Annotated in this window: 22 protein-coding genes; 12 read left to right on the top strand and 10 right to left on the bottom strand. The window is 73.0% G+C overall.

Features of this window, described 5'->3' with window-relative positions; translation table 11 throughout:
• Positions 1-59: 59 nt before the first annotated feature.
• A complete protein-coding gene (locus BMY88_RS20100) occupies positions 60-1,289 on the bottom strand; it encodes a glycoside hydrolase family 3 N-terminal domain-containing protein (protein WP_139220531.1) in 1,230 nt (409 codons plus the stop codon).
• Positions 1,290-1,514: 225 nt separating this feature from the next.
• On the opposite strand from BMY88_RS20100, the gene BMY88_RS24735 reads away from it, so the two are divergent.
• From BMY88_RS24735 to BMY88_RS20110, 3 genes are all read left to right on the top strand, one after another.
• Positions 1,515-1,643: a hypothetical protein gene (locus tag BMY88_RS24735; RefSeq protein ID WP_280138749.1), complete on the top strand. Its 129-nt coding sequence runs from the start codon at positions 1,515-1,517 to the stop codon at positions 1,641-1,643.
• Between the two features lie 173 nt (positions 1,644-1,816).
• Positions 1,817-2,590, top strand: coding sequence for an SGNH/GDSL hydrolase family protein (locus tag BMY88_RS20105; RefSeq protein WP_091947964.1), 774 nt, complete (start codon positions 1,817-1,819; stop codon positions 2,588-2,590).
• A 36-nt stretch (positions 2,591-2,626) separates the two neighbouring features.
• The gene (locus tag BMY88_RS20110; RefSeq protein WP_091947967.1) at positions 2,627-3,337 is read left to right on the top strand and encodes an SGNH/GDSL hydrolase family protein; all 711 of its coding nucleotides are present in this window, start codon (positions 2,627-2,629) and stop codon (positions 3,335-3,337) included.
• A gap of 79 nt (positions 3,338-3,416) precedes the next feature.
• On the opposite strand, the gene BMY88_RS20115 is transcribed toward BMY88_RS20110, so the two are convergent.
• The gene (locus BMY88_RS20115) at positions 3,417-4,187 is read right to left on the bottom strand and encodes a hypothetical protein (RefSeq protein WP_091947970.1); all 771 of its coding nucleotides are present in this window, start codon (positions 4,185-4,187) and stop codon (positions 3,417-3,419) included.
• A 363-nt stretch (positions 4,188-4,550) separates the two neighbouring features.
• On the opposite strand from BMY88_RS20115, the gene BMY88_RS20120 reads away from it, so the two are divergent.
• Together BMY88_RS20120 and BMY88_RS20125 are read left to right on the top strand one after the other, a co-directional pair.
• Positions 4,551-6,131: a streptophobe family protein gene (locus tag BMY88_RS20120; RefSeq protein ID WP_139220532.1), complete on the top strand. Its 1,581-nt coding sequence runs from the start codon at positions 4,551-4,553 to the stop codon at positions 6,129-6,131.
• Positions 6,132-6,306: 175 nt separating this feature from the next.
• Positions 6,307-7,047, top strand: coding sequence for a PP2C family protein-serine/threonine phosphatase (locus tag BMY88_RS20125; RefSeq protein WP_091947976.1), 741 nt, complete (start codon positions 6,307-6,309; stop codon positions 7,045-7,047).
• A 76-nt stretch (positions 7,048-7,123) separates the two neighbouring features.
• Here the strand turns inward: BMY88_RS20125 and BMY88_RS20130 are convergent, their stop codons facing one another.
• Positions 7,124-8,221 (bottom strand): LCP family protein, encoded by a 1,098-nt coding sequence (locus BMY88_RS20130; RefSeq protein WP_091947979.1) that lies wholly within the window; start codon positions 8,219-8,221, stop codon positions 7,124-7,126.
• Between the two features lie 98 nt (positions 8,222-8,319).
• Complete coding sequence (locus BMY88_RS20135) at positions 8,320-8,514, bottom strand: hypothetical protein (protein WP_091947981.1); 195 nt, start codon at positions 8,512-8,514, stop codon at positions 8,320-8,322.
• A 231-nt stretch (positions 8,515-8,745) separates the two neighbouring features.
• Between BMY88_RS20135 and BMY88_RS20140 the strand changes: the two genes are divergently transcribed.
• From BMY88_RS20140 to BMY88_RS20150, 3 genes are all read left to right on the top strand, one after another.
• Complete coding sequence (locus tag BMY88_RS20140) at positions 8,746-10,062, top strand: UDP-glucose dehydrogenase family protein (RefSeq protein ID WP_091947984.1); 1,317 nt, start codon at positions 8,746-8,748, stop codon at positions 10,060-10,062.
• 334 nt (positions 10,063-10,396) lie between these two features.
• A complete protein-coding gene (locus BMY88_RS20145) occupies positions 10,397-11,767 on the top strand; it encodes a sugar transferase (RefSeq protein WP_244524818.1) in 1,371 nt (456 codons plus the stop codon).
• Between the two features lie 15 nt (positions 11,768-11,782).
• Positions 11,783-12,421, top strand: a complete 639-nt coding sequence (locus tag BMY88_RS20150; RefSeq protein WP_211435745.1) for an arsenate reductase/protein-tyrosine-phosphatase family protein — start codon at positions 11,783-11,785, stop codon at positions 12,419-12,421.
• Positions 12,422-12,427: 6 nt separating this feature from the next.
• Here the strand turns inward: BMY88_RS20150 and BMY88_RS20155 are convergent, their stop codons facing one another.
• From BMY88_RS20155 to BMY88_RS20165, 3 genes are all read right to left on the bottom strand, one after another.
• Positions 12,428-13,258, bottom strand: a complete 831-nt coding sequence (locus BMY88_RS20155) for an SGNH/GDSL hydrolase family protein (protein ID WP_091947990.1) — start codon at positions 13,256-13,258, stop codon at positions 12,428-12,430.
• Positions 13,258-14,094: an SGNH/GDSL hydrolase family protein gene (locus BMY88_RS20160; protein ID WP_091947992.1), complete on the bottom strand. Its 837-nt coding sequence runs from the start codon at positions 14,092-14,094 to the stop codon at positions 13,258-13,260. The genes BMY88_RS20155 and BMY88_RS20160 overlap by 1 nt, the downstream gene beginning before the upstream one ends.
• Positions 14,095-14,227: 133 nt before the next feature.
• Positions 14,228-15,169, bottom strand: a complete 942-nt coding sequence (locus BMY88_RS20165; protein WP_091947995.1) for a lysophospholipid acyltransferase family protein — start codon at positions 15,167-15,169, stop codon at positions 14,228-14,230.
• Positions 15,170-15,352: 183 nt separating this feature from the next.
• Between BMY88_RS20165 and BMY88_RS20170 the strand changes: the two genes are divergently transcribed.
• The 4 genes from BMY88_RS20170 to BMY88_RS20185 all read left to right on the top strand — a co-directional run bounded on the left by BMY88_RS20170 (position 15,353) and on the right by BMY88_RS20185 (position 20,591).
• Positions 15,353-16,255 (top strand): lysophospholipid acyltransferase family protein, encoded by a 903-nt coding sequence (locus BMY88_RS20170; RefSeq protein WP_139220533.1) that lies wholly within the window; start codon positions 15,353-15,355, stop codon positions 16,253-16,255.
• A 168-nt stretch (positions 16,256-16,423) separates the two neighbouring features.
• On the top strand, positions 16,424-17,716 hold the full coding sequence (locus BMY88_RS20175) for a hypothetical protein (protein ID WP_091948002.1): 1,293 nt from the start codon (positions 16,424-16,426) through the stop codon (positions 17,714-17,716).
• 195 nt (positions 17,717-17,911) lie between these two features.
• Positions 17,912-19,405, top strand: coding sequence for a tyrosine-protein kinase domain-containing protein (locus tag BMY88_RS20180; protein WP_091948005.1), 1,494 nt, complete (start codon positions 17,912-17,914; stop codon positions 19,403-19,405).
• 10 nt (positions 19,406-19,415) lie between these two features.
• The gene (locus BMY88_RS20185; RefSeq protein WP_091948008.1) at positions 19,416-20,591 is read left to right on the top strand and encodes a CDP-glycerol glycerophosphotransferase family protein; all 1,176 of its coding nucleotides are present in this window, start codon (positions 19,416-19,418) and stop codon (positions 20,589-20,591) included.
• On the opposite strand, the gene BMY88_RS23945 is transcribed toward BMY88_RS20185, so the two are convergent.
• The 3 genes from BMY88_RS23945 to BMY88_RS20205 form a co-directional block, all read right to left on the bottom strand.
• Entirely contained in the window at positions 20,577-21,665 is a 1,089-nt protein-coding gene (locus BMY88_RS23945) for a glycosyltransferase (protein ID WP_170861209.1), read from the bottom strand. The two genes, BMY88_RS20185 and BMY88_RS23945, sit on opposite strands and share 15 nt — an antisense overlap.
• 17 nt (positions 21,666-21,682) lie before the next feature.
• Positions 21,683-22,762 carry a glycosyltransferase gene (locus BMY88_RS20200; protein ID WP_091948015.1) on the bottom strand — a complete coding sequence of 360 codons (1,080 nt, stop codon included), beginning with the start codon at positions 22,760-22,762 and terminating at the stop codon, positions 21,683-21,685.
• Between the two features lie 88 nt (positions 22,763-22,850).
• The gene (locus BMY88_RS20205; RefSeq protein ID WP_091948018.1) at positions 22,851-24,323 is read right to left on the bottom strand and encodes an O-antigen ligase family protein; all 1,473 of its coding nucleotides are present in this window, start codon (positions 24,321-24,323) and stop codon (positions 22,851-22,853) included.
• Between the last annotated feature and the right edge of the window lie 24 nt (positions 24,324-24,347).

Below are 24,347 nucleotides of genomic sequence, written 5' to 3' on the forward strand. Positions count from 1 at the left end.
CCACGCCGGTGGGGGCAGCCACCTGCCGATGATCGACGCATCCGCCGGGACCGCAGGCCTCAGGCCAGCAGGCCGCCGGTGACCTTCGCGCGGAGAGCGGTGCGGACTGCGGCGTCGACCTGCGCGGCGAAGGCCGGATCGGCGTCGGCGCGGGCCAGCACGGCGTCCATCATCGCGGGCAGCACGGCGGGCGTGACGGTGAGGACCAGCGTGCCGCCGGCGGCGAGGAAGCGGACGGCGCGCTCGCCGGGCGGGATGTCCTGCACGGCCCGCGCGGCGCCGAGGTCGTCGGAGATGACGACGCCGGCGAACCCGAGCTCCCCGCGCAGCAGGTCGGTGACGACGACGGGGGAGAAGGCGGCCGGCGCGTCGGGGTCGATCAGCGCGTAGGTCGCCGAGCTCGTCATGACGAACGGCGCCGCGGGCGAGGCGGCCAGGGTGCCGAACACGGCCACCTGCTCGTCGTCGCGGGTGGTCACGGTGTCGACGACCCCGGCGCTGTCGTCGGTGTTGCCGACCACCCGGCCCAGGCCGGGGAAGTGCTTCACGGTCGCGGTGACCCCGTGCGCGGCGAGCCCGTCGAGGACGGCGCCGGCGGCGGGGACGACGGCGGCCGCGGTCGCGCCGTACTGCCGGCCGAAGGCGCCGATCGGTTCGTTGCGGCGCTCGCTGCCGGCGGGGACGACGTCGGCCACGGGGGCGAGGTCGAGGGTGATGCCGGCCGCGGCGAGGGAGGCGCCGAGACCGTCACCGAGCTGGGCGAGCTGGTCGGGCGGCAGCGCCCCCTGCTCGACGGCCGGCGGGAGGTCCGCGAAGCCGGGCCCCGACAGCGTCTGCACCGCGCCGCCCTCCTGGTCGACGGCGACCCACGCGCGCAGGCCGGGGGTCAGGGCCGCCCACGCGGCGGTGACGGCGGCGAGGTCGGTCGCGGCGGCGGCGCTGCGGCCGCGTAGGAACACCCCGCCGACGCCGGTGTCGCGGATGAACGCCGTCCCGGCGTCCGAGGGGTCGGCCGCGGGCACGCCGACGACGAACAGTTGGGCGACCTGGCGGCGCCGGTCCATGCCGGCCAGGACCGCGTCCAGCTGCGCCTCGAGCAGGGCCGCGGGGTCGGGGGCGGCGCTCGTCGTCGGGGAGGAGCTCGTCGGGCCCGACGACGGCGACGCGGAGCGCGGCTCCGACCCGCCGCAAGCGGCGAGGACCAGCAGCAGGAGGACGGTCAGCGCGGCCGCGAGCCGGCGGGGGAGCAGGACCCGGCGGCCGGGAGCGGTTCCTCCGCGGAAGGGCACGGCGTCCACTCTGCGCGCCGAGGGGGCGGTCGCGGTCACCCCGCCCGGCGTGTCGTGCTCTGCCCACCCGGGGAGGCAGAGCACGAGGGGCGCCGGTCGTCAGCAGGGCCGCGTTGGTGGAGGGTCCATGACGATGGGGCCCACGCGTCACACCGTGCACAACCCGCTGGTCGAGGCGGTGCCGTCTCGCTACCGTCCATCCCCTGCCGTGGAGGGGGGCTGGCGATGGGTGAGCAGCAGGTGCAGCAGCGCGCGACACGGATGCGCACGATCGTCTCGCTGGGGTTGTGGCTGCTCGCGGCCGGCGCGGCCGCCGTCGTCGGCCTGGATCCGGACGGCATCGCCCACTCCTGACGCGGACGGCGAGGCCGCGTCCGGATCACTCCTCGACGTCGGTTACGCGCGTCGGAGGAGGGATCCCGGAAGCGGAACAGCAGCGCGGGCGCCTCGCGGCGGACGCGGACAGACCCGGCCCGCTGGTGGGAGCCGACGGGTGGGGGCGCGGCCGCACGAGGTAACTTCCGCCCATGGCGCGGGGCGACCACTGGTGGAACGAGCCGCCCTGGTGGGCCTGGGCCACGATGGCCGTCGGCCTGGCGGCGATCCTGGTGATGCTGCCGTTCGCGCTGGACCGGGAGTCGCCGGAGGCCGACCCGTCCACCCGGGCCGCGCTCCCGACCACGGCGCCCGCAACGCAATCCGGCAGCGCGGCCACGAGCGCTGAGCCCCGCGACGGCGACGCGCCCCGGGTCCTGGTCGTCGGGGACGTCGACACGGCCGGCTTCGCGGCCGGCAGCGTCGGCTGGCCCGCCGTGCTCGAGCGGCGCCTGCCGGACGCGGAGTTCACCGTCGCGACCACCGGTGACGCCGGCTACGTGACCATCGGGACCGAGGACGACGCCACCATCCCCGACCTCGTGGCGGCGGCGGACCTGAGCGAGGTCGACGTCGTGCTGATCTTCGACAGCCGGTTCGACGCCGCGGGCATCGCCGACCGGGTGGAGTTCGCGATCGGCGTGACCATCGGTGCGATCGCCGAGCAGGCGCCGGGAGCCGAGCTCGTCGTCGTCGGCCCGCCGTGGCCCGACGACGCCCCGCCCGCGGGCGTCCGCAACAACCGCAACGTGCTCCGCCTGGCCGCGGAGACGGCGGGGGTGACGTTCGTCGACCCGATCGCCGAGGGCTGGCTGGCCGACGCGCCGCAGCTGGTCGGCCCCGACGGCGAGCACCTCACCGCCGAGGCGGACGCCTACCTCGCCGACCGCTTCGAGCCGCTGCTCCGCCAGGCCCTCGCCGCCTGACCGTCCGCGAACCTCGAGTCACGTACCGTGACTACCGTGCGCGCCCGGCCGAACCTGTCCCGACCGCTGGTGATCGGTCTCGTGCTGGCGCTCGTGGTCATCGCCGGCGTCGCCGTCTGGTGGACGCAGCGCGGCGAGGACCCGGACGAGGCCCTGTGCCGGACGATCAGCGCCGAGGTGGAGGCCCGGGACGACGAGCGTCCGGTCGCCACGGGCGGCGAGGTCGCGGTGATCCTCGGCGACTCCTACAGCCAGGGCATGCTCCTTCCCGACCAGCGCGAGCAGGCGTGGTCGACGGCGCTGGGCCGCCTGCAGGGGTGGACGACGTACGTCGACGCGATCGGCGGCACCGGCTTCGTCAACGGGGGCTCGTGCGGCGGGCAGACGTTCGGATCCCGCGTCGAGCACGTCCTGGAGTGGTCCCCGGGGACCGTCGTCGTCCAGGGCGGACTGAACGACGCGGACGCCGACCCGGCGGAGGTGCAGGAGGCCGCCGGCGAGGTACTGGCGGACCTGTCGGACGTTCCTCGCGTCGTCGTCGTGGGGCCCCCGACCACGCCCGGACGCGGGGACGTGACGGCGATCGACGCGGCCCTGGCGGTTGCAGCCGCCGAGGCCGACCGCCAGTACGTCTCCACCGCCGGCTGGACCCTGCCGTACGGGGACGACGGCCTGCACCCGACCGCCGAGGGGCACCAGCAGTTCGCGGCGATGGTGGCCCAGGCACTGGCGGCCGCCCGGCCATAGCGTTCCAGGAAGAGACCGATGAGCGGCAGCGCCCTCCGTCGGTACGCCGTACCGGCGGAGGGCACTGGCTCGGGTGCAGCTACTTCCGGGAGAAGTAGCTGACGCAGGCACCCTGGTTGCGGAACACCGGCTCGTCGCTGGTGGCCCAGCCGCCGTTCTTGCAGTCGTTCTTCCCGGTCAGCCGGACCGGGGCCTCGCCCGCCTCGAAGTCGTAGGTGACGTCGACGCCGCTCCTCGTGGCGATGTGGAGCGCGTCGGCCGCGCCCACGACGCCGGCGTTGTACGAACCCTGGTTGAAGCCGATGCTGCCGTGGAAATCTGCCCCGGCCGGTGTCGAGGGCGACCGGAGGCTGGTGGAGTCCTCCTGGATCGTCGCGTCAGGGTAGAGATCGAGGAGCTCGTTGATCGAGCACGGCGCATCCTGCGGGCACGCGCCGATCTGCCCGCTCCACCACTCGGACTCGCCGCCGTGCCACGCGTCCCACGTCTGCCAGACGCCTGGGTGCACAGCGCCGTTGCCGTAGAAGTCGTCCTGATAGGGCTCGTAGACGAGGTAGGCGTCGACGACGCCGTCGGAATCGCGGTCCAACCGGATGTTGAGCGCGGGGGTGCCGGGGTTCCCCGCCGGTGCCTCGACCACGTACGTGGCGTAGCCGAGCGCGGTGATGTCGGCGAGCCGTGTGTCGTCATGGGCGTCGGTCAGCAGCTGCACCTTTGCAGGGTTGCTGGGCGTGTCCAACAGCACGGCTCCGTTGCCGAGCGCCCCTCCGTACTCCTCGGTCCACGTGAGCGACCCGTCCGGGCGCGTGTCAGCGGTGTGCCACTCCCCGGTGCCGTCAGGCGCGTACACCTGTTCGGTCGTCGGGGCAGCCGATGCTGCCCCCGAAGTGGTCAGCACGGCGGCAGCCGCCGCTGCGGTGATGAACGTGATCCGTCGCGAGTTCATGATCTCTGGTTCTCCGGTCCATCGGGCCCTACTTGGCCGGCGTATGAGAGCAGCGCTGTCGAGCCGGGTCCAGCAGCCACCGAGCAGGGTGGGGCTCGCGAGGTCGAGGACACGGGAGGGGGCAAACAGGGCCCTTGGGACATCACGGTTCCGGTACGCCCGCCGACACGGCCGCCGGATCGCCGGGCGCTCGGGTCGCCTGCCTACCGTCGGGGTCGATGTCGCGACGGCGCGACGGCACTCGAGCACGACGGGGGACGCACGACGATGACGCAGAGTCTCTGCGGGAACTGCGGCACGGGGTTGCAGTACGGCTCCGGCTGGTGCCCGGGCTGCGGGATGGCCGTGACGCCGGCGGTTCCGGCACCGGCGGCACCGTCGTTCGCCGGCCAGGCCCCGCCCGTGCAGCCCCCCTACGTGCCGCAGCCCCCGTACGAGCCCCGGACCTCGCCGATGCCGTACCCGCAGGGCGCGCCGGTGCCACCGCCCGGCTACGGCGCGGCCCCGTACGGCGCGGCCCCGTACGGCTCCTCGCCCTACGGCGGCGGTCCGGGCGTTCCCCCGCCGGGTTGGAGCGCGGTCGAGGCGCTGCTCACCGGCGACTGGCTGGGCCCGGCGAAGTCCGCGGTGCTCGCCGTGGTGGCGATGCTCGGCGTCTCGCTGTTCGGCATGCTGCTCATCGCCAACGGGGACCTGGGCTTCGCGGAGACGCTGGTGCTGATCCTCGCCGGGGTGTGCCTCGCGGTCGGCGGCGACGCGTTCGCCGAGGCCGAGGCCGACTCGTTCGACTCCGCCACGGCGTCGGTCAGCATCGGGGTGCTGCCGCTGACGGTCACGCTCGTCGGGATGCTCGTCCTCGGCGCCACGTTCGCCCGCCGGCTGCGCCGGGGCGAGGTCGCCCGCGGCCGCGACGTGCTCGCCGACCTGGTGCGGACCGCGCTGGTCTTCGCGCTGCTGTTCATCCCGCTGCCGCTGCTGGCCCGCTACACGCCGGACCGGTTCGACGACGGCGGCCTCGGCGAGCTGGTGGACCTGAACGGCCGGCTGGGCGTCGGCGTGTGGTCGACGCTGTTCGGCGCGCTGCTGTTCGCCGTCGCGACGACGGGCCTGGTGGCACTGCTGCGGCGCTCGGCACCGTTGCTCGGCCGGTTCCGGCCGCGGGTGATGCCCGCACTGCGGGGCGCGCTGGTGGTGTTCGCGGCCGGCACCGTGGGGGCCGTCGTCTTCATGATCTGGGCGCTGGCCGAGAACGGCGGGGAGGAGGGCGTGCCGCAGTTCCTCGGCGTCTCGCTGCTGGCCTTCGTCAACGCGACGCTGGCCGTCGTCCTGTGGGCGGCCGGAGGGCAGCTGACCGGGGAGGGCGGGCTCACCGACGAGATCACCGGCACCAGCTCGATCGACCTGCTGACCTTCACCGACGTCCACGGGGCCTTCTGGCTGGCGCCGGTGGTGCTGTTCGCCGTGATGCAGACCGTGGCGGTCGTGGTGGTTCTGCGGCAGCACACGATGCTGACGGCCCGGCTGGAGGGCCTGCGGTTCGCCGCCGCGCTCGCGTTCGTGGCGCTGGTCGCCGCCCTGCTGCTGCGGTTCGCCGTGGACTCGTCGACGGGCGGTGGCGGCTTCCGCGCCGGCGTCAGCGTCGAGGAGACCTTCAACCCGTTCCTGGTCGCCTTCATCCTCGCGCTGTGGGGTGCGGTCACGGGCCTGCTGGCGCCGGCGATCGCGGCGGGGCTCCCGCCGAACGTCGTGCAGGCGGTCCGCCGCCGCTACGGCATGGCGGACGCGCCGGTGGCGCCCCCTGCTCCCGCTCCCGTCCAGCCGCCCGCGCCGCCGCAGCACTGGCAGTAGTTCCGCCGCCGCGCGGGGCTGTGCGCAGGGTTACCGCTGAGTGCGGGTAGTCGGGGCGACCAGCGGATATCCCTGGAGGACGACGGCCGGGTCGGCTGATGGCCATCTCGGCCAATAGGCTCACCGGCTCACGGGGAAGACGTGCGCAGCGGGGCCGCGTCGAGACGGGAGACCGATGCCGCAGGTACAGCTGTCGTGGGGGAGTGCCACCCACATCGGGCAGCGCGAGGAGAACCAGGACCGGTTCCTCGCCGTGCCTCCGGTGTTCGCCGTCGCCGACGGGATGGGTGGCCATGCAGCCGGTGCCGAGGCGGCGCAGAAGGCGGTCGACTCCCTGTCGAAGACGATCGGGCAGCCCACCCTCACGGTGCAGGCGCTGCAGGACGCCATCCGCATGGCCGACGAGGGCATCCGCTCCCTGGGCGAGGCCGACATCTCCATGGTGGGCGCCGGCACGACCGTGGCCGGCGTGGCCCTGGTGGAGGACGCGGGGGAGCTGTGCTGGGCCGTGTTCCACATCGGCGACTCGCGCGTCTACGCCTGGACGCCGACCTCGTGGGGTCAGGTGACCGTCGACCACTCGCTGGTGCAGGTGCTCATCGAGAGCGGGCACGTGGCGCCGGAGAACGCCGCCACGCATCCGCAGCGGAACATCGTGACCCGCGCGCTCGGCGTGGGCGCCGGTGGAGATGCCGATGTGACGATGCTGCCGGTGGGGGAAGGGCAGCGCTTCCTCGTCTGCTCGGACGGGCTGTCCAACGAGGTGCCCGAGGACCGGCTCGCTGAGCTCATCGGCAGCGACACCACGCCGGATGTCACGGCGCAGCGGATGGTCGCCGAGGCGGTCGAGAACGGTGGCCGCGACAACATAGCCGCCGTGGTCCTGCACGTCGTCGACGTGCTGCCCAGCGGCTAGGCCGGCCGGACGTACAGCCGCACCCGGGAGATCCCGTAGAGGTGCTTCAGTCGGCCCGCTGAGCGGCGAGCCTCCCTCATCGAGGTACGTCGGGCAGGGATTCGTCACCGAACTCGGCGGCGTTGGCGGCCAGGGAGTCGCTGCGCAGGTAGGTCCACATGCGCTCGCCCGTCACGGTGTCGAGGTAGACGACGCTCGCGGAGCCCTCGCGACCGGTCCCGAGGATGGGCGCGGTGAAGGACTCGACGTTCTCCGGGCGCAGGTTGCGCAGCGAGTAGGCCAGCGAGAACAGGTCGGTGTTGCTCAACGTGTCGTCGACCGCCACCGCGCCGGTCACCGCTCGCAGGGCCGCATCCAGGCGCCCGGGGTCGGTGAACGTGTCGCTGCTGAACAGCTTGGTGAACATCGCCTCGAGGAACTGCTGCTGGCGCCGGACGCGGTCGAAGTCGCCGCCCTCCAGCCCGTACCGCTGGCCCAGGTACCAGCGGGCCGCGGCGCCGTCGAGGTGGTTCACGCCGGCCGGGAAGGTGTACGGCCCGTTGGTCGTCTCCTCCGCGACGACGACGTTCACGCCGCCGAGGTCGTCGGTCACCTGGATGATGCCCTGGAAGTCGATCGTCACGTAGTGGTCGATGCGCACGCCGGTGAGCTGCTCGACGGTCTGGATGAGCAGGGTCGGCCCGCCGAACGCGTAGGCGGCGTTGATCTTGTTCCGGCCGTGACCGGGGATGTCGACCCACGAGTCGCGGGGGATCGAGACGAGCTGTGCGTGCCGGCGGTCACCAGCGAACCGCGCGATCATGATGGCGTCGGATCGGCCGCCCTCGGCTACGCCGTCGTCGGTCGTCTCACGGGTGTCGGATCCGACGAGCAGGAACGTCACCGGATCCTCGGCGGTCGGCTGCTCCGGCGTCGGCGCGGCCGGCCGCGAGTCCTCGTCGAGGTCGTCGAACACGCCGGCGACCCGGTCGATGTTCCCGGCGTACCGGTCGGCCAGGAACCAGATGCCCCCGCCGACGAGAACGGTGAGGACCAGCGTCAGCGCGCCGGCAGCGGTCAGCGCGCGACGGAGCCGGCGCCGGGGCGGCGGCTCCGCGTCCCGAGTGGATGCGGCTCCGACGGAGTCAGGTTCAGCGGTTCGTTCGGAACCGTCGTACGGCACGTCCGTGCTCATGTCGTCCCCCGTCCGGCAGGCATTCCGCCCGAGGGTAGGAGCACGGACGACGGCCGGTCACCCGCCGTTCCCCCGGTAGGGGGAGGTGGGCCCGGGTGTCAGCCCGCCCGATTCCCACCGAGGGTCGGGGAGAGCAGGTCCTCGGCGGAGGGCCTGGCGAGGGGAGATCGAACCCGGCTGCCACGAGTGCTGCCATCGCGCCGGTCGGCCACATGAACGACCCCACCGATCAGCAACCCGGCGAGGACGGCGATGACCAGCCAGCCGAGAAGGACGAGCCACAGCCAGGTCACGGAGCGCTCCTCGTCGAGCGGTCGGGTGATAGTGGTGTCGCCCGCACCTGAGCCGGGCACTGCACATCTTCCCGGCCCCTCGGAGGTCAAACCTTGCAGGGGGTGCAGATCGCGGAATCGTGGCCTCACGAGCCGCTGATTGCCGGGCGGTCGCGCTCGGCGCGCAGATCGCGTGGCCGCATGCTCAACTGTGAGTCGAACTGTTCTGAGCCGCGTGCGAAGGCAGGAGCGATGCGCATCTCGGTCGTCGGCTGCGGATATCTCGGAGCAGTTCACGCGGCGTCACTCGTCGAGTGGGGTCACGAGGTCATCGGCATCGACGTCGACCCGCGCAAGGTCGGCGATCTCAGCGCCGGTCGGGCGCCTTTCTTCGAGCCCGGTTTCGCCGAGCTCCTGCGCCATGGCCTTGCATCCGGGCAGCTGAGCTTCACGACCGACATCGTCGAGGCGGCCGGAAGCGCCGTTCACTTCATCTGTGTCGGGACGCCGCAGCAGCACGGCGAGTACGCCGCCGACCTCCACTTCGTCCAGGAGGCTGCCGAGTCGCTGCTGCGCGTGCTGGAGCCGGGTGATCTCGTCGTCGGCAAGTCCACCGTGCCTGTAGGCACTGCCGCCCGGCTGGCCGACATGGTGGCAGAGAAGGTGCCAGGTGCGTTGCTGGCCTGGAACCCGGAGTTCCTCCGCGAAGGATTCGCGGTCCAGGACACCCTGCATCCCGACCGGCTGGTGTACGGCGTCCCCGACCATGCCAGGGCCGACAGCGAACGTGTGCTCGACGAGGTCTATGCACCCGTCGTGGCCCGGGGAGTCCCGAAGGTCGTGACCGACTACGCCACCGCGGAGATGGTGAAGACGGCGGCCAACTCCTTTCTCGCCACGAAGATCAGTTTCATCAACGCGATGGCCGAGTTGTGCGAGGCCACGGGTGCGGACGTGAAGTTGTTGGCGGATGCGATCGGCTACGACGACCGGATCGGTCGCAAGTTCCTCAATGCCGGGCTGGGCTTCGGCGGGGGCTGTCTGCCCAAGGACATCCGCGCGTTCATGGCTCGGGCCGGGGAGCTGGGTGCCGATCAGGCGCTGACGTTCCTGCGGGAGGTGGACAACATCAACATGCGCCGGCGGATCCGGATGGTGGAGCTGGCTCGTGAGGTGTGTGACGGGTCGTTGCTGGGCAAGCGGGTGGCGGTGCTGGGGGCGGCGTTCAAGCCTGACTCCGATGACATTCGCGATTCCCCGGCGCTCAATGTCGCCGCGCAGTTGCAGTTGCAGGGCGCGGTGGTGCGGGTGACCGATCCGGCTGCGGTGGACAACAGCCGGAAGTTGTGGCCGCAGCTCGACTATGCCGACACCGCGGAGGAGGCGGCCGAGCGGGCCGACGCCGTGCTGGTGCTGACCGAGTGGAAGCAGTACCGCGAGCTCGACCCGGTCGCCTTCGGCGGGGTGGTGGCGCAGAGGCGTGTGCTCGACGGGCGTAACGCCCTGGATCGCGATTCGTGGACCGCGGCCGGCTGGACCTACCGCGCACTGGGGCGCCGGGCGGGCTGAACGCGCGTGTCTTCGCGTTATGCCCGTAACAGATGTGACTGGACTGACTACAGCGGGCCCCTTCCGTAATACGTCATGGGTCCTTAGCCTTTGCGACGCCGGTTGAACGCTGAAGTTCACCGACCTATCCGCAGGATCTGTCCCCACCTTCCGCATTGGTGCGGACTGATGTTCCGCACGGGGGTGCGCTGGCTCCATGGCTGTGACGCGTGACGAAGCCGTTCGTCAACCCGAGATCGTCCGCAGCCGCGGCTGGAGCTTCCTGGCTCCTCGCCTCCGCGGCGAGGGCACGACCGCGCGGCGGGCCTGGCGTGGAACCTACGTCCGCCGTCTCATGGCCGTCGACGCGGTCATCGCCGGGATCGCCGCCACCGTCGGCTACGTGGTCCGCTTCGGGCCGGCGGACGCGCCGACCGCCCACGCCCCCTTCGCCCTCGCCGTGCTGCTGCCGGGCGTCTGGGTGCTGGCGATGCTCGTCGGTCGCGCGTACGAGCAGCGCTTCCTGTGGGTCGGGCCGGAGGAGTTCCGCCGGGTCTTCGTCGCAGCGATGATGATGCTGGCCGCCGTCGGCACCGTGTCCTGGGCGTTCAAGCTCGACGTCGCCCGCGGGTTCGTCGTCCTCGCGTTGCCGCTGGCCGCCGTGCTCACCCTCGGCGCTCGGTACGCCCAGCGGCAGGCGCTGCACCGCACCCGCCGGCACGGCCACAACATGCAGACGACGATCCTCGTCGGCCACCGTGGTGGCGTCGCCGCCATGGACGAGCAACTCGACCGCGAAGCATTCCACGGCTACCGGGTCATCGGCTGCTGCCTGCCTGCCGGCCAGCAGAGCGAGGGCAAGGACGCGTTCCACGGCCTCCCCGTGCTCGGCGACCTGTCCGAGGTCACCGCGGTCGTCAAGGCGTACGAGGTCGACACCGTCGCCGTCCTGCCGTGCCCCGAGCTGGACGGGCCGGCGCTGCGCCGCCTCGGGTGGGAGCTCGAGGACACCGACGCCGAGCTCCTGCTCGCTCCGGCCGTCACCGAGATCGTCGGCCCGCGGGTCCGCATCCGCCCCGTCTGCGGCCTGCCGCTGCTGCACATGGAGCGCCCCGAGCTGAAGGGCATCCGGCGGCTCACCAAGGCGGCCTTCGACCGCGCCAGCGCGGCCCTCGGTTTGCTGTTCCTCGCCCCCGTGCTGATCGCCGTGGCCCTGACCGTCGCCGTCACCAGCCGCGGGCCGGTGTTCTTCCGCCAGGAGCGCGTCGGCCGCGACGGGCGCACCTTCTCGATGCTGAAGTTCCGCACCATGGTCGTCGGCGCCGACCGGATGGTCGAGCAGCTCACCGCCGCCAGTGACGGCAACGGCGTGCTGTTCAAGAAGAAGGTCGATCCGCGGGTCACCCGCGTCGGCCGGACCCTGCGCCGGTACTCGCTCGACGAGCTGCCGCAGCTCATCAACGTGGTCAAGGGCGACATGAGCCTCGTCGGCCCGCGCCCGCCGCTGCAGAGCGAGGTCGAGAAGTACGGCTACGACATGCACCGCCGCTTCCTGGTCAAGCCCGGCCTGACCGGCCTGTGGCAGGTCAGCGGCCGGTCGGACCTGTCGTGGGACGACTCGGTGCGCATCGACGTCCGCTACGTCGAGAACTGGTCGCTCGCCTTCGACTTCATGATCCTCTGGAAGACCGCCGGTGCCGTGCTCCGCGGCAGCGGGGCCTACTGACCGCACAATGTCCGCGTGTCCCGTCACTGGTCGCCCGAGCCGGCCTTCGCCGTGCTCGTGGTCTGTACGGGCAACATCTGTCGCTCCCCGCTCGCGGAGCGGCTCGGCCGCGCCTACCTCGACGACCGGCTGGGCGAGGACGCGGATCTCGTCCGGCTGACCAGCGCCGGCGTCGGCGCCGTGGTCGGTTCGGCGATGCACCCCGACAGCGCCCTCGTGCTGCAGGGCTACGGCGGCGACCCCACCGGCTTCGTGGCCCGCCAGATCATCGAGGGCATGGCCATCGACGCCGACCTCACCCTCACCCTGACCCGGGCCCACCGCCGTCGGGTGCTCGAGCTGGCGCCCCGCGCGCTCTCCCGCACCTTCACCCTCCGCGAGGCCGCCGCACTCGTCGACCTGCTCCGGGACGTCGACGTGCCGGGCGAGGACCTCGCCGACCGGGCGCGCGCCCTGGTGCGGGAGATGAACGGCGCCCGCTCACGTCGGCAGGCCGGCGAGGGCGACGACGTCCGCGACCCCATCGGGCAGCCGGTGGAGGTGCACGAGGAGATCGGCGCCGCCATCGCAGAGGCGCTCATTCCCCTCCTCGATCGCATCGCCGGCCTGCACCGGTCAGCGCACGACGAAGCCCACGACCCCGACGCGGCCTAGCGAACGTCAAATCAGCGCCTCGACGGTCCTCGCGATCAGGCGCTGGCCGACGGCGGTCGGGTGGGTGTCGTCGGGATGGACCAGCCCCGCCCGGCGGACGTCTCCGCCGTCCTCCTCGGCCGCGGTGCGGAACGCCTCGAACGCGTCGGCCACCACCGCGTCGTGGGCCCCGGCGGCGTCGGCGATCGCCGCGTTCAGCGCCTCGATGACGGCGAGTTCCGGGTTGTCGGCCTCGTACTTGTAGGCGGAGTAGTTGACGACGACGATCGTGCCCTCGTAGCCGCCGTCCTCCCGCAGCGCGGTGAGCGCGGTGTCGAGGTTCTCGCGGGCCTGCTCGGCCATCGCGGCCACGCCCTCGCGGGTGCTGCACTCCAGGTTCGCGCCGCAGACGACGATGTCGTTCGCGCCCAGCTGCAGCGTCACCAGCTCCACCTCGGACGAGTTCTCCAGCGCCCGCACCGCCGCCTCCACCTGGGCGCCGTCGTAGTTGGTGTGCAGCGGGGCCCGCTCGCGGTACCCCCGGCCCTCCCGGCCCGACCCGTCGTAGTTGGTGCACAGGTTCGGCGCGTCCACGTCGAGGAAGCTCGCCGTGGTCTCGCCCGGGCAGGAGAGATCCAGCAGCTCGAGGTCGCGGTCGTCGGCGAGCAGCGCGGGGTAGCCCACGAAGTCGTCGTCGTCCTCGTAGCCGCCCGGAGCGTTCAACCGGTACCCGAACGGCGCGGAGTCGCCCAGCGCCAGGTACTCGATCGGCGGGCGGTCCTCGCTGCAGCCGACCAGGCACGACAGCAGGAGACCGACCAGGGCCGCGAGGGCCGACGCACCCGTGACCATGCGCATCAGTCGGCTCTGGGGAGGGTCGCCTCGATGGTCCGGGCGACCAGCCGCTGCCCCACGGCCGTGGGGTGGACGTCGGCGGGCAGCATCAGCCCGGCGTCGACGGCGTTCCCGTCGGACTCCTCGGAGGCCGCGCGGAACGCCTCGAAGGCGTCGGCCAGCTCGGCGTCGTGGGCTGCGGCCGCCTCCGCGATCGCGGTGTTCACGGCCCCGAAGACCGCCGTCTGCGCCGCGTCGGAGTAGTCCACCACGTAGTAGTTGACCACCACGATCGTGCCGTCGTACCCGGCCTCGTCGCGCAGCCCGGAGAGCACGGTGTCCAGGTTCTCCCGCGCCTGCGCGGCCATGGCGGCGATCCCGTCCGCCGTCGCGCACTCCGCCGTCCCGAGGCAGAGCAGGGCGTCGTTCCCCCCGAGCTGCAGCGTGACCAGCTCGATCCCCGGCTCGTCCTCCAGCGCCTCGACCGCCGCGTCGAGCTGGGTGCCGTCGTAGTCGGTGTGCAGCGGGGCCCGCTGGCGGTACCCCTCGCCCTCGCCGGCGATGTTCGTGCAGCCGAAGTTGACCGCGTCCTCGTCGAGGAAGCTCGCCGTCGTCTCGCCGGGGCAGGAGAGGTTGCGCACCACGATTCCGCGCGAGTCGGCGAGCATCTGGGGATAGCCGACGAAGTCGTCGGCGTCGCCGTAGCCGCCCGGGGCGTTGGCCCGGAACCCGAAGGGGGCCGAGTCGCCGAGGGCCAGGTAGTCGACGGGCTTCGGATCGCTGCCGCAGCCGGCCAGGGACGACGCGACCAGCAGGCCGGCCAGGGCGCCCAGGATCGACGTCCTCGGGAACGTGCGCATGTGTCTCCTCGTGGAGCACCGCCTCGAGGAGCAGTCGCACCGCGGCGGGTCGGGTCGGCTCCGCCCAGGCTAGGGGCGCGAGAGCGCCGGGAGCAGCGCGCTCACCCGCCTGGGTGTGATCGTGACCTCACGGTCACATGGCGCGATTCGGCGTCACCGGCCCGAAGGCGGCCAGCTCCTCCTCGCCGGTCCAGCCGAACCGGAACAGCGGGCGGTCCCAGGCCTCCGGCCACGCGACGACGGCCGCCTCGTGCTGCCGCAGGATCTCCAGCTGGAGAGCCTGCGCGTCCGGGAAGTCCCGCGGCTCCAGCACCGTCCCCAACCGGATCCGGGCCGGCGCCTTCGGGTCCGGGTGGTAGGTGCTGACGACGACCTGCGAGTTGGTCTCGTAGGCCAGCCGGGCCGCGCCGAAGGAGCCGACGAGGTCGCGCCCGAAGATGTGCACCGGCGTCCGGCTGATCACGTCGGGGGCGATCGAGATGACCTCGGCGCGCTCCAGGGCGGCGCGGATGCCCGCCGACCCCTCCTTGGCGTTGATCAGCGGCGAGCCCATCTCGACCAGCCGCGCGTGCTGCTTCAGGTGCGGGGCCACGTCGTCGCCGAAGAGCATGTCCGCGCCGACGGCCCGCATCGAGAGGCCGGCCCTGCCGATCGAGGCGAAGGCGCCGTCGTAGGCGGCGTGGTGGAAGAAGGTGACGACCATCCCGCGGGAGGGGTCGCGTGCCGCGAGCACCTCGTCGACCCCTTCGACCGGCTGGGAGGTGAGGAGCTCGGGCCGCCAGCGGCGCTCCGCCCGCCAGTACATCTGCCGGATGTACTCCACGGCGACCTTGTCCAGGTCGGCGTCCGGCCGGGTCTTCTCCAGCACGAACCGCATCTCCAGCAGCGCGCACTGCCAGAGCACCGGGTTGCGGCGGGCGAGGACGGTGCGGAGCTCCACCAGCGCCGGCAGCAGGGCGGTCGGGATCCGACGGCGCCACGGCGCGTCGGCGCGCAGGAATCGGCGCTTCTTGTACAGCTGCGCGTGGTTGGCCTGCTCGTCGAACGCCTGTGGTGCTTCCGTCGCCTCGGACACCCCGCGGACCCTAGTGGCGGGAAATTACCGACGGCGCACGCTGCGGGAGCTACGCCCGATCGGGGGAACGGGCCGGCGTGCCGAGCGCGGGTCCCGCTCATCGGCGGTGGACCCGTCACCCGATCGGGGGGGTGTTGATCACGAGGCTCCGAGCGGCCCTGACCTCTCCCTATGCTCCCCGCCGTGACCCTAGCCACAGCGCCGAAGAAGCGCCTCCTCGCCGCCGAGACGCCGTGGCGTCAGCGGATCCCGGCGCGGCTGCTGCCGCTGCTGATCGATCTGCGCGTGCGGCTGGCGCAGCGCAACGCGGTGGTCCGGGAGACCGCCCGGCTGAACATGCGGTTCCAGCTCGAGAAGACCCGCCCGGGTGCCGACGTCGGTGCGGCCGCGACCGAGTACCTCCGGCAGATGTTCTGGCGGGCCGAGCGCCGCTGGCGCCCCGAGCTCATCACCAACCTGCCGGTCGAGGGAGCCGACCGCGTGCTGGCGGCCCGCGACCGGGACCCGTCCCGCGGCATGGTGCTCACGTTCATGCACCACGGCGTCTACGACGGGCAGTGGGCCTCGATCGACAAGGCCGGCATCCACGCGCACGTCCTCGGGGCCGCGTTCGTCCTGTCCGACGACGCCCCCGAGTACATGAAGCAGCACGTGCGCGTCTGCGAGATGGGCGCGACCGCCATCCACGGGGACAAGGGCTACCGCGGCATCACCGAGGCGCTGGGCGAGGGCAAGATCGTGGGCATCGCGCTCGACGTCCCCGGGTCGACGCCGGTGGAGTTCGTCGGGCGGAACGTCCTCGGCTCGTTCGGTGCCGCCCGCGCCGCGTTCGAGACCAACTCGCCGGTGATCGTGCTGACCGCGCACAAGGACCCGCGCGCCGCGGCCCGCATCCGCCTCGGCGAGCCGATCGAGCCGCACGACTTCCCCGACGCCAAGGCCCTGCTCGCCGAGCTCCTGCGGCGGCACGAGGAGGCGATCCTCGAGTGGCCCGAGTCGCAGGACCGGCCCATGCAGCGGTGGGGGCGCAACGACGACGAGGACCGCGCGAACTTCGGCGAGTTCAGCGACTTCCGGCCGCTCTGACCTGCCACGGGGACGTGACCGACGTCTCCACCGATAGGACGAATCGGCTCCCGGCGAGCCTCGGGGGCGCCCTAGTCTGCCGGCTTCGGCAGTCCGCCCCCCGCTCCCGTTCGCGCCGCCCCGGCGCCCGCGGCTGCCGGGCGCGCGGATGAGGACGAGGAGGTGCGCATGGAGTCCCCGACCGTGAGCACCGTCCCCGAGGAGCCGGCCCCGGTCGCGACCGTCGAACCGCGCCGCGCCGGCGGTGTGCGGACCGCCTGGCTGCTCGCCCGCCGCATCCTCGGATTCGCCGCGATGCCGGCGATGGGCCTCGTCTCCGCGGTCGCGGTGCTGCCCGCCATCAGCCACAACTTCGGCGCGGACGGCTGGATCGGGATCGCGTTCGGCCAGTCTGTCGGCGCCGCCCTCGCCGCCGTCGCCTCGCTGCACTGGCCGCTCGCGGGCGCCAACGAGATCGCCGCCCACCCCGCGCACCGGGCCGCGCTGGTCCGGCAGAGCGTGCGGCAGCGACTGGTCGCGCTCGCCTGCCTGCTGCCGCTGGCGGTCGGCATCCCGCTCTGGCTCTCTCCGGGCGACACCTTGTCGAGCACGCTCGCCGCCGTCGCCCTGAGCGGCTCGTGCATGGCGCAGACGTGGCTGTACACCGGCCTCGGCGATCCCGGGCGCCTCGCGCTCTTCGAGGGAGCCCCCCGCCTGGCGGCCAACATCGCGGCCATCGGGCTGCTGGTGCTCACGCCGTACCTGTGGATCTACCCGCTCCTCCAGGGCCTGGCCACCCTCACCTCGCTGCTGCTGAGCCTCCGCTTCGTGCGACGGCTGCCCGACCAGGTGCCGACGCTGCCCCGCGACCCCTCCGCCGGCGAGCTCGCCCTGGCCACCACGGCCCAGGTGTCCAACGCCGCCTACGCCTACCTCGTCGGGCCCCTGATCTCGGTCGTGACCCCGGCCTTCTACCCGATCTTCGCGGCGGGGGACCGGATCTCGAAGATCCTGCTCCAGGGGATGGCCGCGGTGCCCGCCGCCTTCCTCTCCTGGGTCGGCGGCGCCGCCCCCGACCAGCGGCGCGCCCGCGCCCGGCAGGCCAGCATCGTGATGGGCGTCCTCTCCCTGTTCGCGACCGTCCTCCTGGGCGCGACCATGCCGCTGATCAGCCGCTACCTCTTCGCCGGCACCGTCGATCTCGAGGAGGTGGCCTGGCTGATCGGGGCCACCATGGGCGCGGCCTTCCTCAACGCCAGCCTCTTCCTCGTCGGCCTCGTGCCCCAGGGGCACCTGCAGACCACCTACCGGCTGCTGCTCGTCGCCTCCGTCTTCTGCCCGACGCTGACGATCGTCGGCGGGCTGCTCGGCGGCGTCCACGGGCTGTACGTCGGGGCGCTCGTCGCGTTCCTCGTCCTCATCGCGGTCCAGCTGCGGATCATCTTCCGCAGCCGCGAGCTCGGCGCGGCCTCCGATGACTGACCGGACGGCGCTGCGCCCGCCCGGCGCAGAACGCGTCACTGGACGGGGTGAACCCGCTGCTGGGACCGCTGCCCGCCCCGATCCGGCACGTACGCTCCCCGGAACTCGGGGTGCGACGGCGCACGCCCGCGACGAGCCCCGCTGCAGCCGTACGCCTGGAGCGAGGGCTCCCGCTTCGACAAGACGGGGACCATCGTGGAACTGAGGGAACTCGGGCTCGTACTGCGCCGCGGCTGGTGGCTGATCCTGGCCGGCATCGTGCTCGGCGTGGGCGGTGGTGGCGCCATCTGCTTCCTCATGACGCCGACCTACGAGTCGACCACCCAGTTCTTCGTGGCGACGCCGAACTCGACGGACAGCAACAACAACTCCGCGCTCCAGGGCGGCGTGTTCTCCCAGCAGCGGGCGCAGTCCTACACCCGGCTGCTCTCCGGCCCGGACATGACCAGCCGCGTCATCGACCGCCTCGGCCTGCCGATGAGCAACGAGGACCTCGCGGAGAACATCGAGGCCACCGCCGACCTGCAGTCGGTGCTCATCGACGTCACGGTCACCGACGAGTCCGCCACCCGCGCGCAGGCGATCGCCGAGACGATCGGTCTGGAGTTCCCCGACCTCGTGGAGGAGCTGGAGACCGCCGGGCGTCCCGAGCTGAGCGCCCCGGTCGCCGTGCTGGTCACCGGCCAGCCGGAGGTCTCCGACGAGTGGGCCTCGCCCCAGGTGCTGCTCATCCTGCTGATCGGCGCGGGCGTCGGCCTCGTGCTCGGCTTCGGTGCGGCCATCGCCCGGGGCCAGCTGGACCGGTCGGTGAAGGACCCGGCCGAGGCCGGCGAGCTGGGCGGCGCCGCCGTCATCGGCACGATCGTCCGCGACGCGTCGCTGTCGAAGCGGCACGTGCTCGCCGAGGACCTCCGCAGCGCCACCGGCGAGAGCTTCCGGCAGCTGCGCAACAACCTGCAGTTCCTGAGCGTCGACGAGCCGCCGAAGGTCATCATGATCTCCAGCTCGCTGCCGTCGGAGGGCAAGACCACCACGGCGATCAACCTCGGTCTCGCGCTCGCCCGGGCCGGCCGGAAGGTCGTCATCGTGGACGCCGACCTGCGCGCCCCGCGGGTGTCGTCCTACCTGGACCTCGTCGAGGGCGCCGGCGTGACCAGCGTCCTCTCCGGCGCGGCCGAGCTCGAGGACGTCCTGCAGCGGTACGGCGACGCGGACGGCGAGTGCGCCGTGCTCGCCGCCGGCCCCACCCCGCCCAACCCGAGCGAGCTCCTGGCCTCGGGCAACATGGGCGCGATGCTGGGCACGCTCCGCGACGCCTACGACTACGTGATCGTCGACTCGGCGCCGCTGCTCGCCGCCGCGGACTCCACCGGCCTCGCCACCCACGCCGACGGCGTCCTGCTCACCGTGCAGTTCGGCCGGACCCGCAAGGACGAACTGCGCCGGGCGGTCGACGCTCTGCAGCGGGTCGGCGGGCGCGTGCTCGGCATCGTGTTCAACAGCGTGCCGCCGCGATCGGACCTGGTGAAGTCGTTCGGCTACGCCTACGGCTACGGCGCCACCGCCGGCGACAAGAAGTCGAAGAAGGCGAAGAAGCACGCGAAGGCGGACACGGACCGGAAGGCGGACACGGCCGCGCCGGCCTCCGAGCCGAGCGACCGGGCGCCCGAGACCGCCGACGTCGGCTAGGACGCCGGGGATGGCCGCGCTGCTGCGGCGGCTCCGCTCGTCGGCTATGGCCGTCCTCGGGTGGCTAGGCATGCGGCTGCTGCCGGCCCGGCGGCTCGCGGTCGTGCACGGCTACCCCGACTCTGAGGGCAACGCGCTGCACACGCTCGCCGAGCTGACCCGGCGGTACCCCGGCCCGATCCACTGGCTGGTCGCCGACCCGGCCTCGGTGCGGCTGCTCGGGCCGCTGCGCGTCGACCCCGCCCGCGTGACCGTCGTCCCCCGGCGGTCGGTCCGCGCGATCCGGTCGACGCTCACCGCCGAGGCCGTCTTCTTCACCCACGGCCTGGTGACGGCGGCGCGGCCGCCGCGCTCGCGCCTGGTCGTCAACCTCTGGCACGGCGACGGCCCCAAGGACACGAAGAGCGAGCACCGCGCCGGGTCGACGGTCGTCGTCTCCGGCACCGAGCTCTGGGGGCGGATGAAGGGCGCCGCCTTCGACGTCCCGTTCGAGCGGGTCGCCGTCGTCGGCAACCCGCGCGTCGCCGACCTCACCGCACCGCTGGACCGCGCGCAGCTGCTCGCGGCGCTCGGGCTGCCCGCCGACCGGCTCCTGGTCCTGTGGATGCCGACGTACCGGGTGGGGGGCGATGAGTTCGGTCGGAGCTGGGGCGACGGCTCCGGCCTCTCCAGCAGGCTCTCCGAGGCGTTCTCGCTGCCCGACGGCGTCCAGCTGGTGGTCAAGCCCCACCCGCTCGACCGCGACGACTACACCGGTCTGGGCGCCCGCGTGATCACCAACGCCGACCTGGCCGCCGTCGGCAGCAGTACCTACCGGCTGATGGCCGCCGCCGACGCCCTGATCAGCGACGCCTCGAGCACGTGGACCGACTACCTGGTGCTCGACCGGCCCATCGGCTTCTTCATGCCCGACCTCGGCGAGTACGGGGCCTCGCGCGGCTACAACGTGCCCGACGTCCGCGAGGTGCTGCCGGGCCCGCTGTTCGAGGACCTGGCCGGCGTCCGGGCCTTCCTGGGGGCCGTGGAGGCGGGGGAGGTGCCGCCGCCGTCCGGCCACCCCGCCGTCGCCCGGCTGGGGCTGAGCCGCAACGAGCGGCCCGCCGAGGCCCTGCTCACCTGGCTCGACGACCACCGCACCCGCGCCGGTCGGCGGGCCCTGTTCGGGAGCGGCTCAGCGGCCCAGTAGCCGCCGGTACAGCTCCGCGTAGGCGCGGACGGCGTGCGCGATGTCGTAGTCCTCCGCGGCCCGCTTGTGGCTCAGCTCCACGAGCCGGTCGTATTCCGTCACCGGCAGATCGAGGAGGTGGCGCAGCGCGTCGGACAGTGCCCCGGGGTGGCGCGGCCGCACGACCTGGAAGTCGTCGACGGCGAACCGCGGTGACCCGCCCACCCGCGTGGTGATCACGGGGGTGCCGCACGCGATGGCCTCCAGCCCGGCCATCGGCAGCGCCTCGCCGTACGCGCTGGCGATGACCAGGGCCGCCGAGCCCTCCAGCTGCTCCGTCACGTTCGCCACGGGGCCGAGGAGGTCCACCGAGTCGGTCAGCCCGTACTCGGCGAGCAGCCCGGTCAGCTCGGCGTTCGTACCGTCCACGTTCACGCCCGCGCAGGCCAGCCGCACGTCGGGGTGGGCGCGGTGCACCTCGCGGAAGGCCCGCAGCAGGGTCGGGTAGTCCTTCATCGGGTTGTACCGCGCCAGCACCAGCAGGCGCCGCGGCCGGGGGCCCTTCTTCGGCATCGCCACGACGGGCACCCCGTTGGAGATCGTGCTGCTGCGCCGGCGGGGGTAGCCGCGGCTGCGCATGTACGCCCGGGACTCGTCCGTGCAGGCCACCACGGCGTCGAACCGGCGCGACAGCACACCCATCGCCCGGGCGACGACCCGCGTGCGCAGCGGATCACCGTGCGAGTAGCCCGTCGTGTGCACCGTGGAGACCAGCTTCGGGCCGCCGCGCCGGCGCCGGCCGAGCGCGACCGCCAGGTCGGACTGCAGCAGGTGGGACTGGACGACGTCCGGCCCGATCGCCTCGATCGCCGCCGAGACGTCGCGCACCAGCCGGTCCAGGCGCCACGACGACCGGGAGACGTCCAGGTACGTGGTGCTGCGGAAGTGCGGCTCCAGCCGGGGCGACAGCACGTCGGGGCCCTCGAGGACCAGCAGGTGCACCTCGAGCTCCGGCGGGGCGTGCTCACCGAGGTGCCGGATCAGGGTCTGCCCGCCGCCCTCGCGGGCGTCGTTGATGACGTGCAGCACCCGCACGGGCGCCCCGCTGGACGTCACAGCTCGGCGGCGACGGCTCGCGCGAAGCGCTCGGGGCCGAACCGGTCGGTGGTCAGCCGGCTGACCTCCTCCGCCTTCCACTCGGCGGCGCGGGCGACGCCCAGCGCGCGGAGCAGGGAGCCGACGGTCTGCTCCTCGAACAGCACCCCGGTCTCCTCGTGGACGACGGTGTCCCGCGCGCCGCCGCGGCCGAAGGCGACCACCGGGGTGCCGCAGGCCATCGCCTCCACCGGCACGATGCCGAAGTCGTCCTCGCTGGGGAACACCAGCGCCGCCGACCGCGCGTACAGGTCGCGGAGCTCCGCGCCGGACTTCCAGCCCAGGAAGCGGACGTTCGGCGGCGCCACGGCCTCCAGGCGCTCGCGGTCCCGCCCGTCCCCGACGACGGTCAGCGTCGCCTCGGGCAGCTCCCGGAACGCGTCCAGGACCAGCGACAGCTGCTTGTACGGCTCGACGATCCGGCCGACGAAGAGGAAGGAGTCGGGGTCCCGCTCGGGAGGCATCTCGGGGAGGCAGAACGTGGCGGCGTCGTACGGCGGCGCGATCACCGTGACGCTCAGCCGCTCGTAGTACCGCTGGACCCGGGCCTTCACGGCCGTGCTGGGGGCGATGAAGCAGTCGGCGGTGCGGCTGGCACGGGAGTCGACGCGGCGGAAGTAGCCGTGGGTCAGGGTGACGCCGAGCCGCTCGAGGCGCGGGCCGAAGTTGCGGTACTGCTGCGTGCCCGACCAGGCCTGGCGCAGCGGCGAGTGGCAGTAGACGACCTTCCGGCCGGTGCAGGGGATGTGGTGGGCGAACGCGTAGCTGGAGGCCAGCAGATCGCCCTCGACGACGGTGCCCTGGGTGAGCCACGGGAGGACCGGCGCCATACCGCGGGCGACCTTCTCGTTGCACTGCGCGGGTAGCACGGTCCGGTGCCGGCCCCGGCTCATCTCGGCGAGGACCTCCGGCCGGCCGGCCATCGCGATGAGGTCAGGGGAGTCGAGAACGTCCATGCACAGGGCACGGGTGACCAGCTCCGCGCCACCGAAGTGGAACGCGTAGTCGTGCGAGACGGACCATGTCGTCTGCGCCAAGACTCACCCCAGAGTTCCTCCTCGAGCGGCACGTACTGACGCGTGAACGTAGGGGGGAAGTCGAATGACGCTGCGCTGAACAGCGGATTTACACCCGATCGGGGGATGCGCTCCGCCGCCTCGCCGTCGCCGGCATCGGGGCGGTCAGGCAGGCCGCGATGCCCAGGAGGGTGAGGCTGCCCGGGAGGGACAGCGTGACGTTGCCCAGCAGCATGGTCACCGGCAGCGCCGCGGCCAGCGCGCCCCACGCGTGGAAGGGGGGCCCGAGGAACAGCGAGCGGACGAAGGCCAGGCCGGCCACCGTGAACAGCGCGGCGATCAGCAGGATGCCGAACACCGCCCCGTGCGCCTGGAGGATGTCCAGGTAGTTGGAGTCGGCGATCCGCGGCCCGCTGAGCAGCTGCCCCTGGGCCCGCGCGCCCGACCCGGTGCTGCCCAGGCCCTTGCCCAGCGGATCGCTCAGCACGTAGGGCAGGGCGTCGCCGTAGATGTCGAGCCGGGCCAGGAAGCTGGTGTCGGTGTCGGTGTCGGTCAGCGACGTCAGCCGGTTCCAGATCTTCTCGCCGATGTCGGGCAGGAAGAGGGCGATGGCGCCGATCCCGGCCCCCGCGAACACCACGAGGGGGGCCAGCTTGATCCGCCGGGTCAGCACGAAGATCACCAGCACGACGGCGGCCGTGAGCCACTGCGCCCGCACGCTGGTGATGGCGAGCGCGAACACCCCGAGCAGGACGCCGAGGCGGCCCCACAGCGTCTTGTCCGCGTTGAGCTGCGTGAAGATGAGGAACACCAGCAGCGCGGCGAGGACGTAGGGCGCGTTCACCGTGCCCCAGGGGCGGATGCCGAAGGCATAGGGAACGCCGAACGAGCTGCCCAGCCACTCGGCCAGCGGGAACGCCGACCGGAGCCAGAAGACGTCCCAGGCCGGGGCGAACACCCACTGGACGATCGCGTAGGCGCTCACCACGGGCAGCGCCCAGCGGGCGAACCGCAGCACCACGGCGACCACGCGGTCCACCGACGAGCTCAGGCACACCGCCAGCGCGGCCCCGAGCGGCGCGATCGTCTGGACGGCGGACACGAGCGCGGGCGCCAGGCCGTTGAGGACCAGGCCCACGAGGGCGGCGACCGGGATCGCCACGAGCGCCGGCAGCACGAAGACCAGCAGGGGGGTGGGCAGCCTGGTCCGACCCCGCAGGCAGGCCAGCCCCAGGACGATCGAGCAGGCCGCCGCCGTGGCGAGCGTCAGGCTGGCCGGGTTGAAGATGCTGCTGCGCCAGTCGGCCACCCGGTGGATCAGCGGGGCCATGGTCCACAGCCACAGCACGATCTCCAGCGCGACCTCGAAGCGCCGGACCGAGATCTGCCAGACGACGAGGCCGAGGCTCAGCACCAGGAACGCGGGGTCGGTGAGCGTGGCCCCGGTCAGGTAGGCGAGGGCCAGCGACACGACGGCCAGGCCGGCGGCCAGCAGCGTCCCGTTGCTCTGCCAGGAACGGACGGCGGTGCGGTCGGCGTCGAGGTCCGGAGTCCCGGGCGCGTCGACGGCCGCCGCCGGCACCTCGGGGGACAGCGTGGACAGGAC

It is taken from the genome of Trujillonella endophytica (assembly GCF_900110555.1).
GTDB classification, from domain to species: Bacteria; Actinomycetota; Actinomycetes; order Mycobacteriales; family Geodermatophilaceae; genus Trujillonella; species Trujillonella endophytica.

Bases quoted from the DNA above. Each gene is read 5' to 3' on its own strand.
- BMY88_RS24735 (WP_280138749.1), top strand. From the start codon at position 1,515: ATGGGTGAGCAGCAGGTGCAGCAGCGCGCGACACGGATGCGCACGATC.
- BMY88_RS20105 (WP_091947964.1), top strand. From the start codon at position 1,817: ATGGCGCGGGGCGACCACTGGTGGAACGAGCCGCCCTGGTGGGCCTGG.
- BMY88_RS20120 (WP_139220532.1), top strand. From the start codon at position 4,551: ATGACGCAGAGTCTCTGCGGGAACTGCGGCACGGGGTTGCAGTACGGC.
- BMY88_RS20125 (WP_091947976.1), top strand. From the start codon at position 6,307: ATGCCGCAGGTACAGCTGTCGTGGGGGAGTGCCACCCACATCGGGCAG.
- BMY88_RS20130 (WP_091947979.1), bottom strand. From the start codon at position 8,221: ATGAGCACGGACGTGCCGTACGACGGTTCCGAACGAACCGCTGAACCT.
- BMY88_RS20140 (WP_091947984.1), top strand. From the start codon at position 8,746: ATGCGCATCTCGGTCGTCGGCTGCGGATATCTCGGAGCAGTTCACGCG.
- BMY88_RS20145 (WP_244524818.1), top strand. From the start codon at position 10,397: ATGGCCGTCGACGCGGTCATCGCCGGGATCGCCGCCACCGTCGGCTAC.
- BMY88_RS20155 (WP_091947990.1), bottom strand. From the start codon at position 13,258: ATGCGCATGGTCACGGGTGCGTCGGCCCTCGCGGCCCTGGTCGGTCTC.
- BMY88_RS20160 (WP_091947992.1), bottom strand. From the start codon at position 14,094: ATGCGCACGTTCCCGAGGACGTCGATCCTGGGCGCCCTGGCCGGCCTG.
- BMY88_RS20175 (WP_091948002.1), top strand. From the start codon at position 16,424: ATGGAGTCCCCGACCGTGAGCACCGTCCCCGAGGAGCCGGCCCCGGTC.
- BMY88_RS20185 (WP_091948008.1), top strand. From the start codon at position 19,416: ATGGCCGCGCTGCTGCGGCGGCTCCGCTCGTCGGCTATGGCCGTCCTC.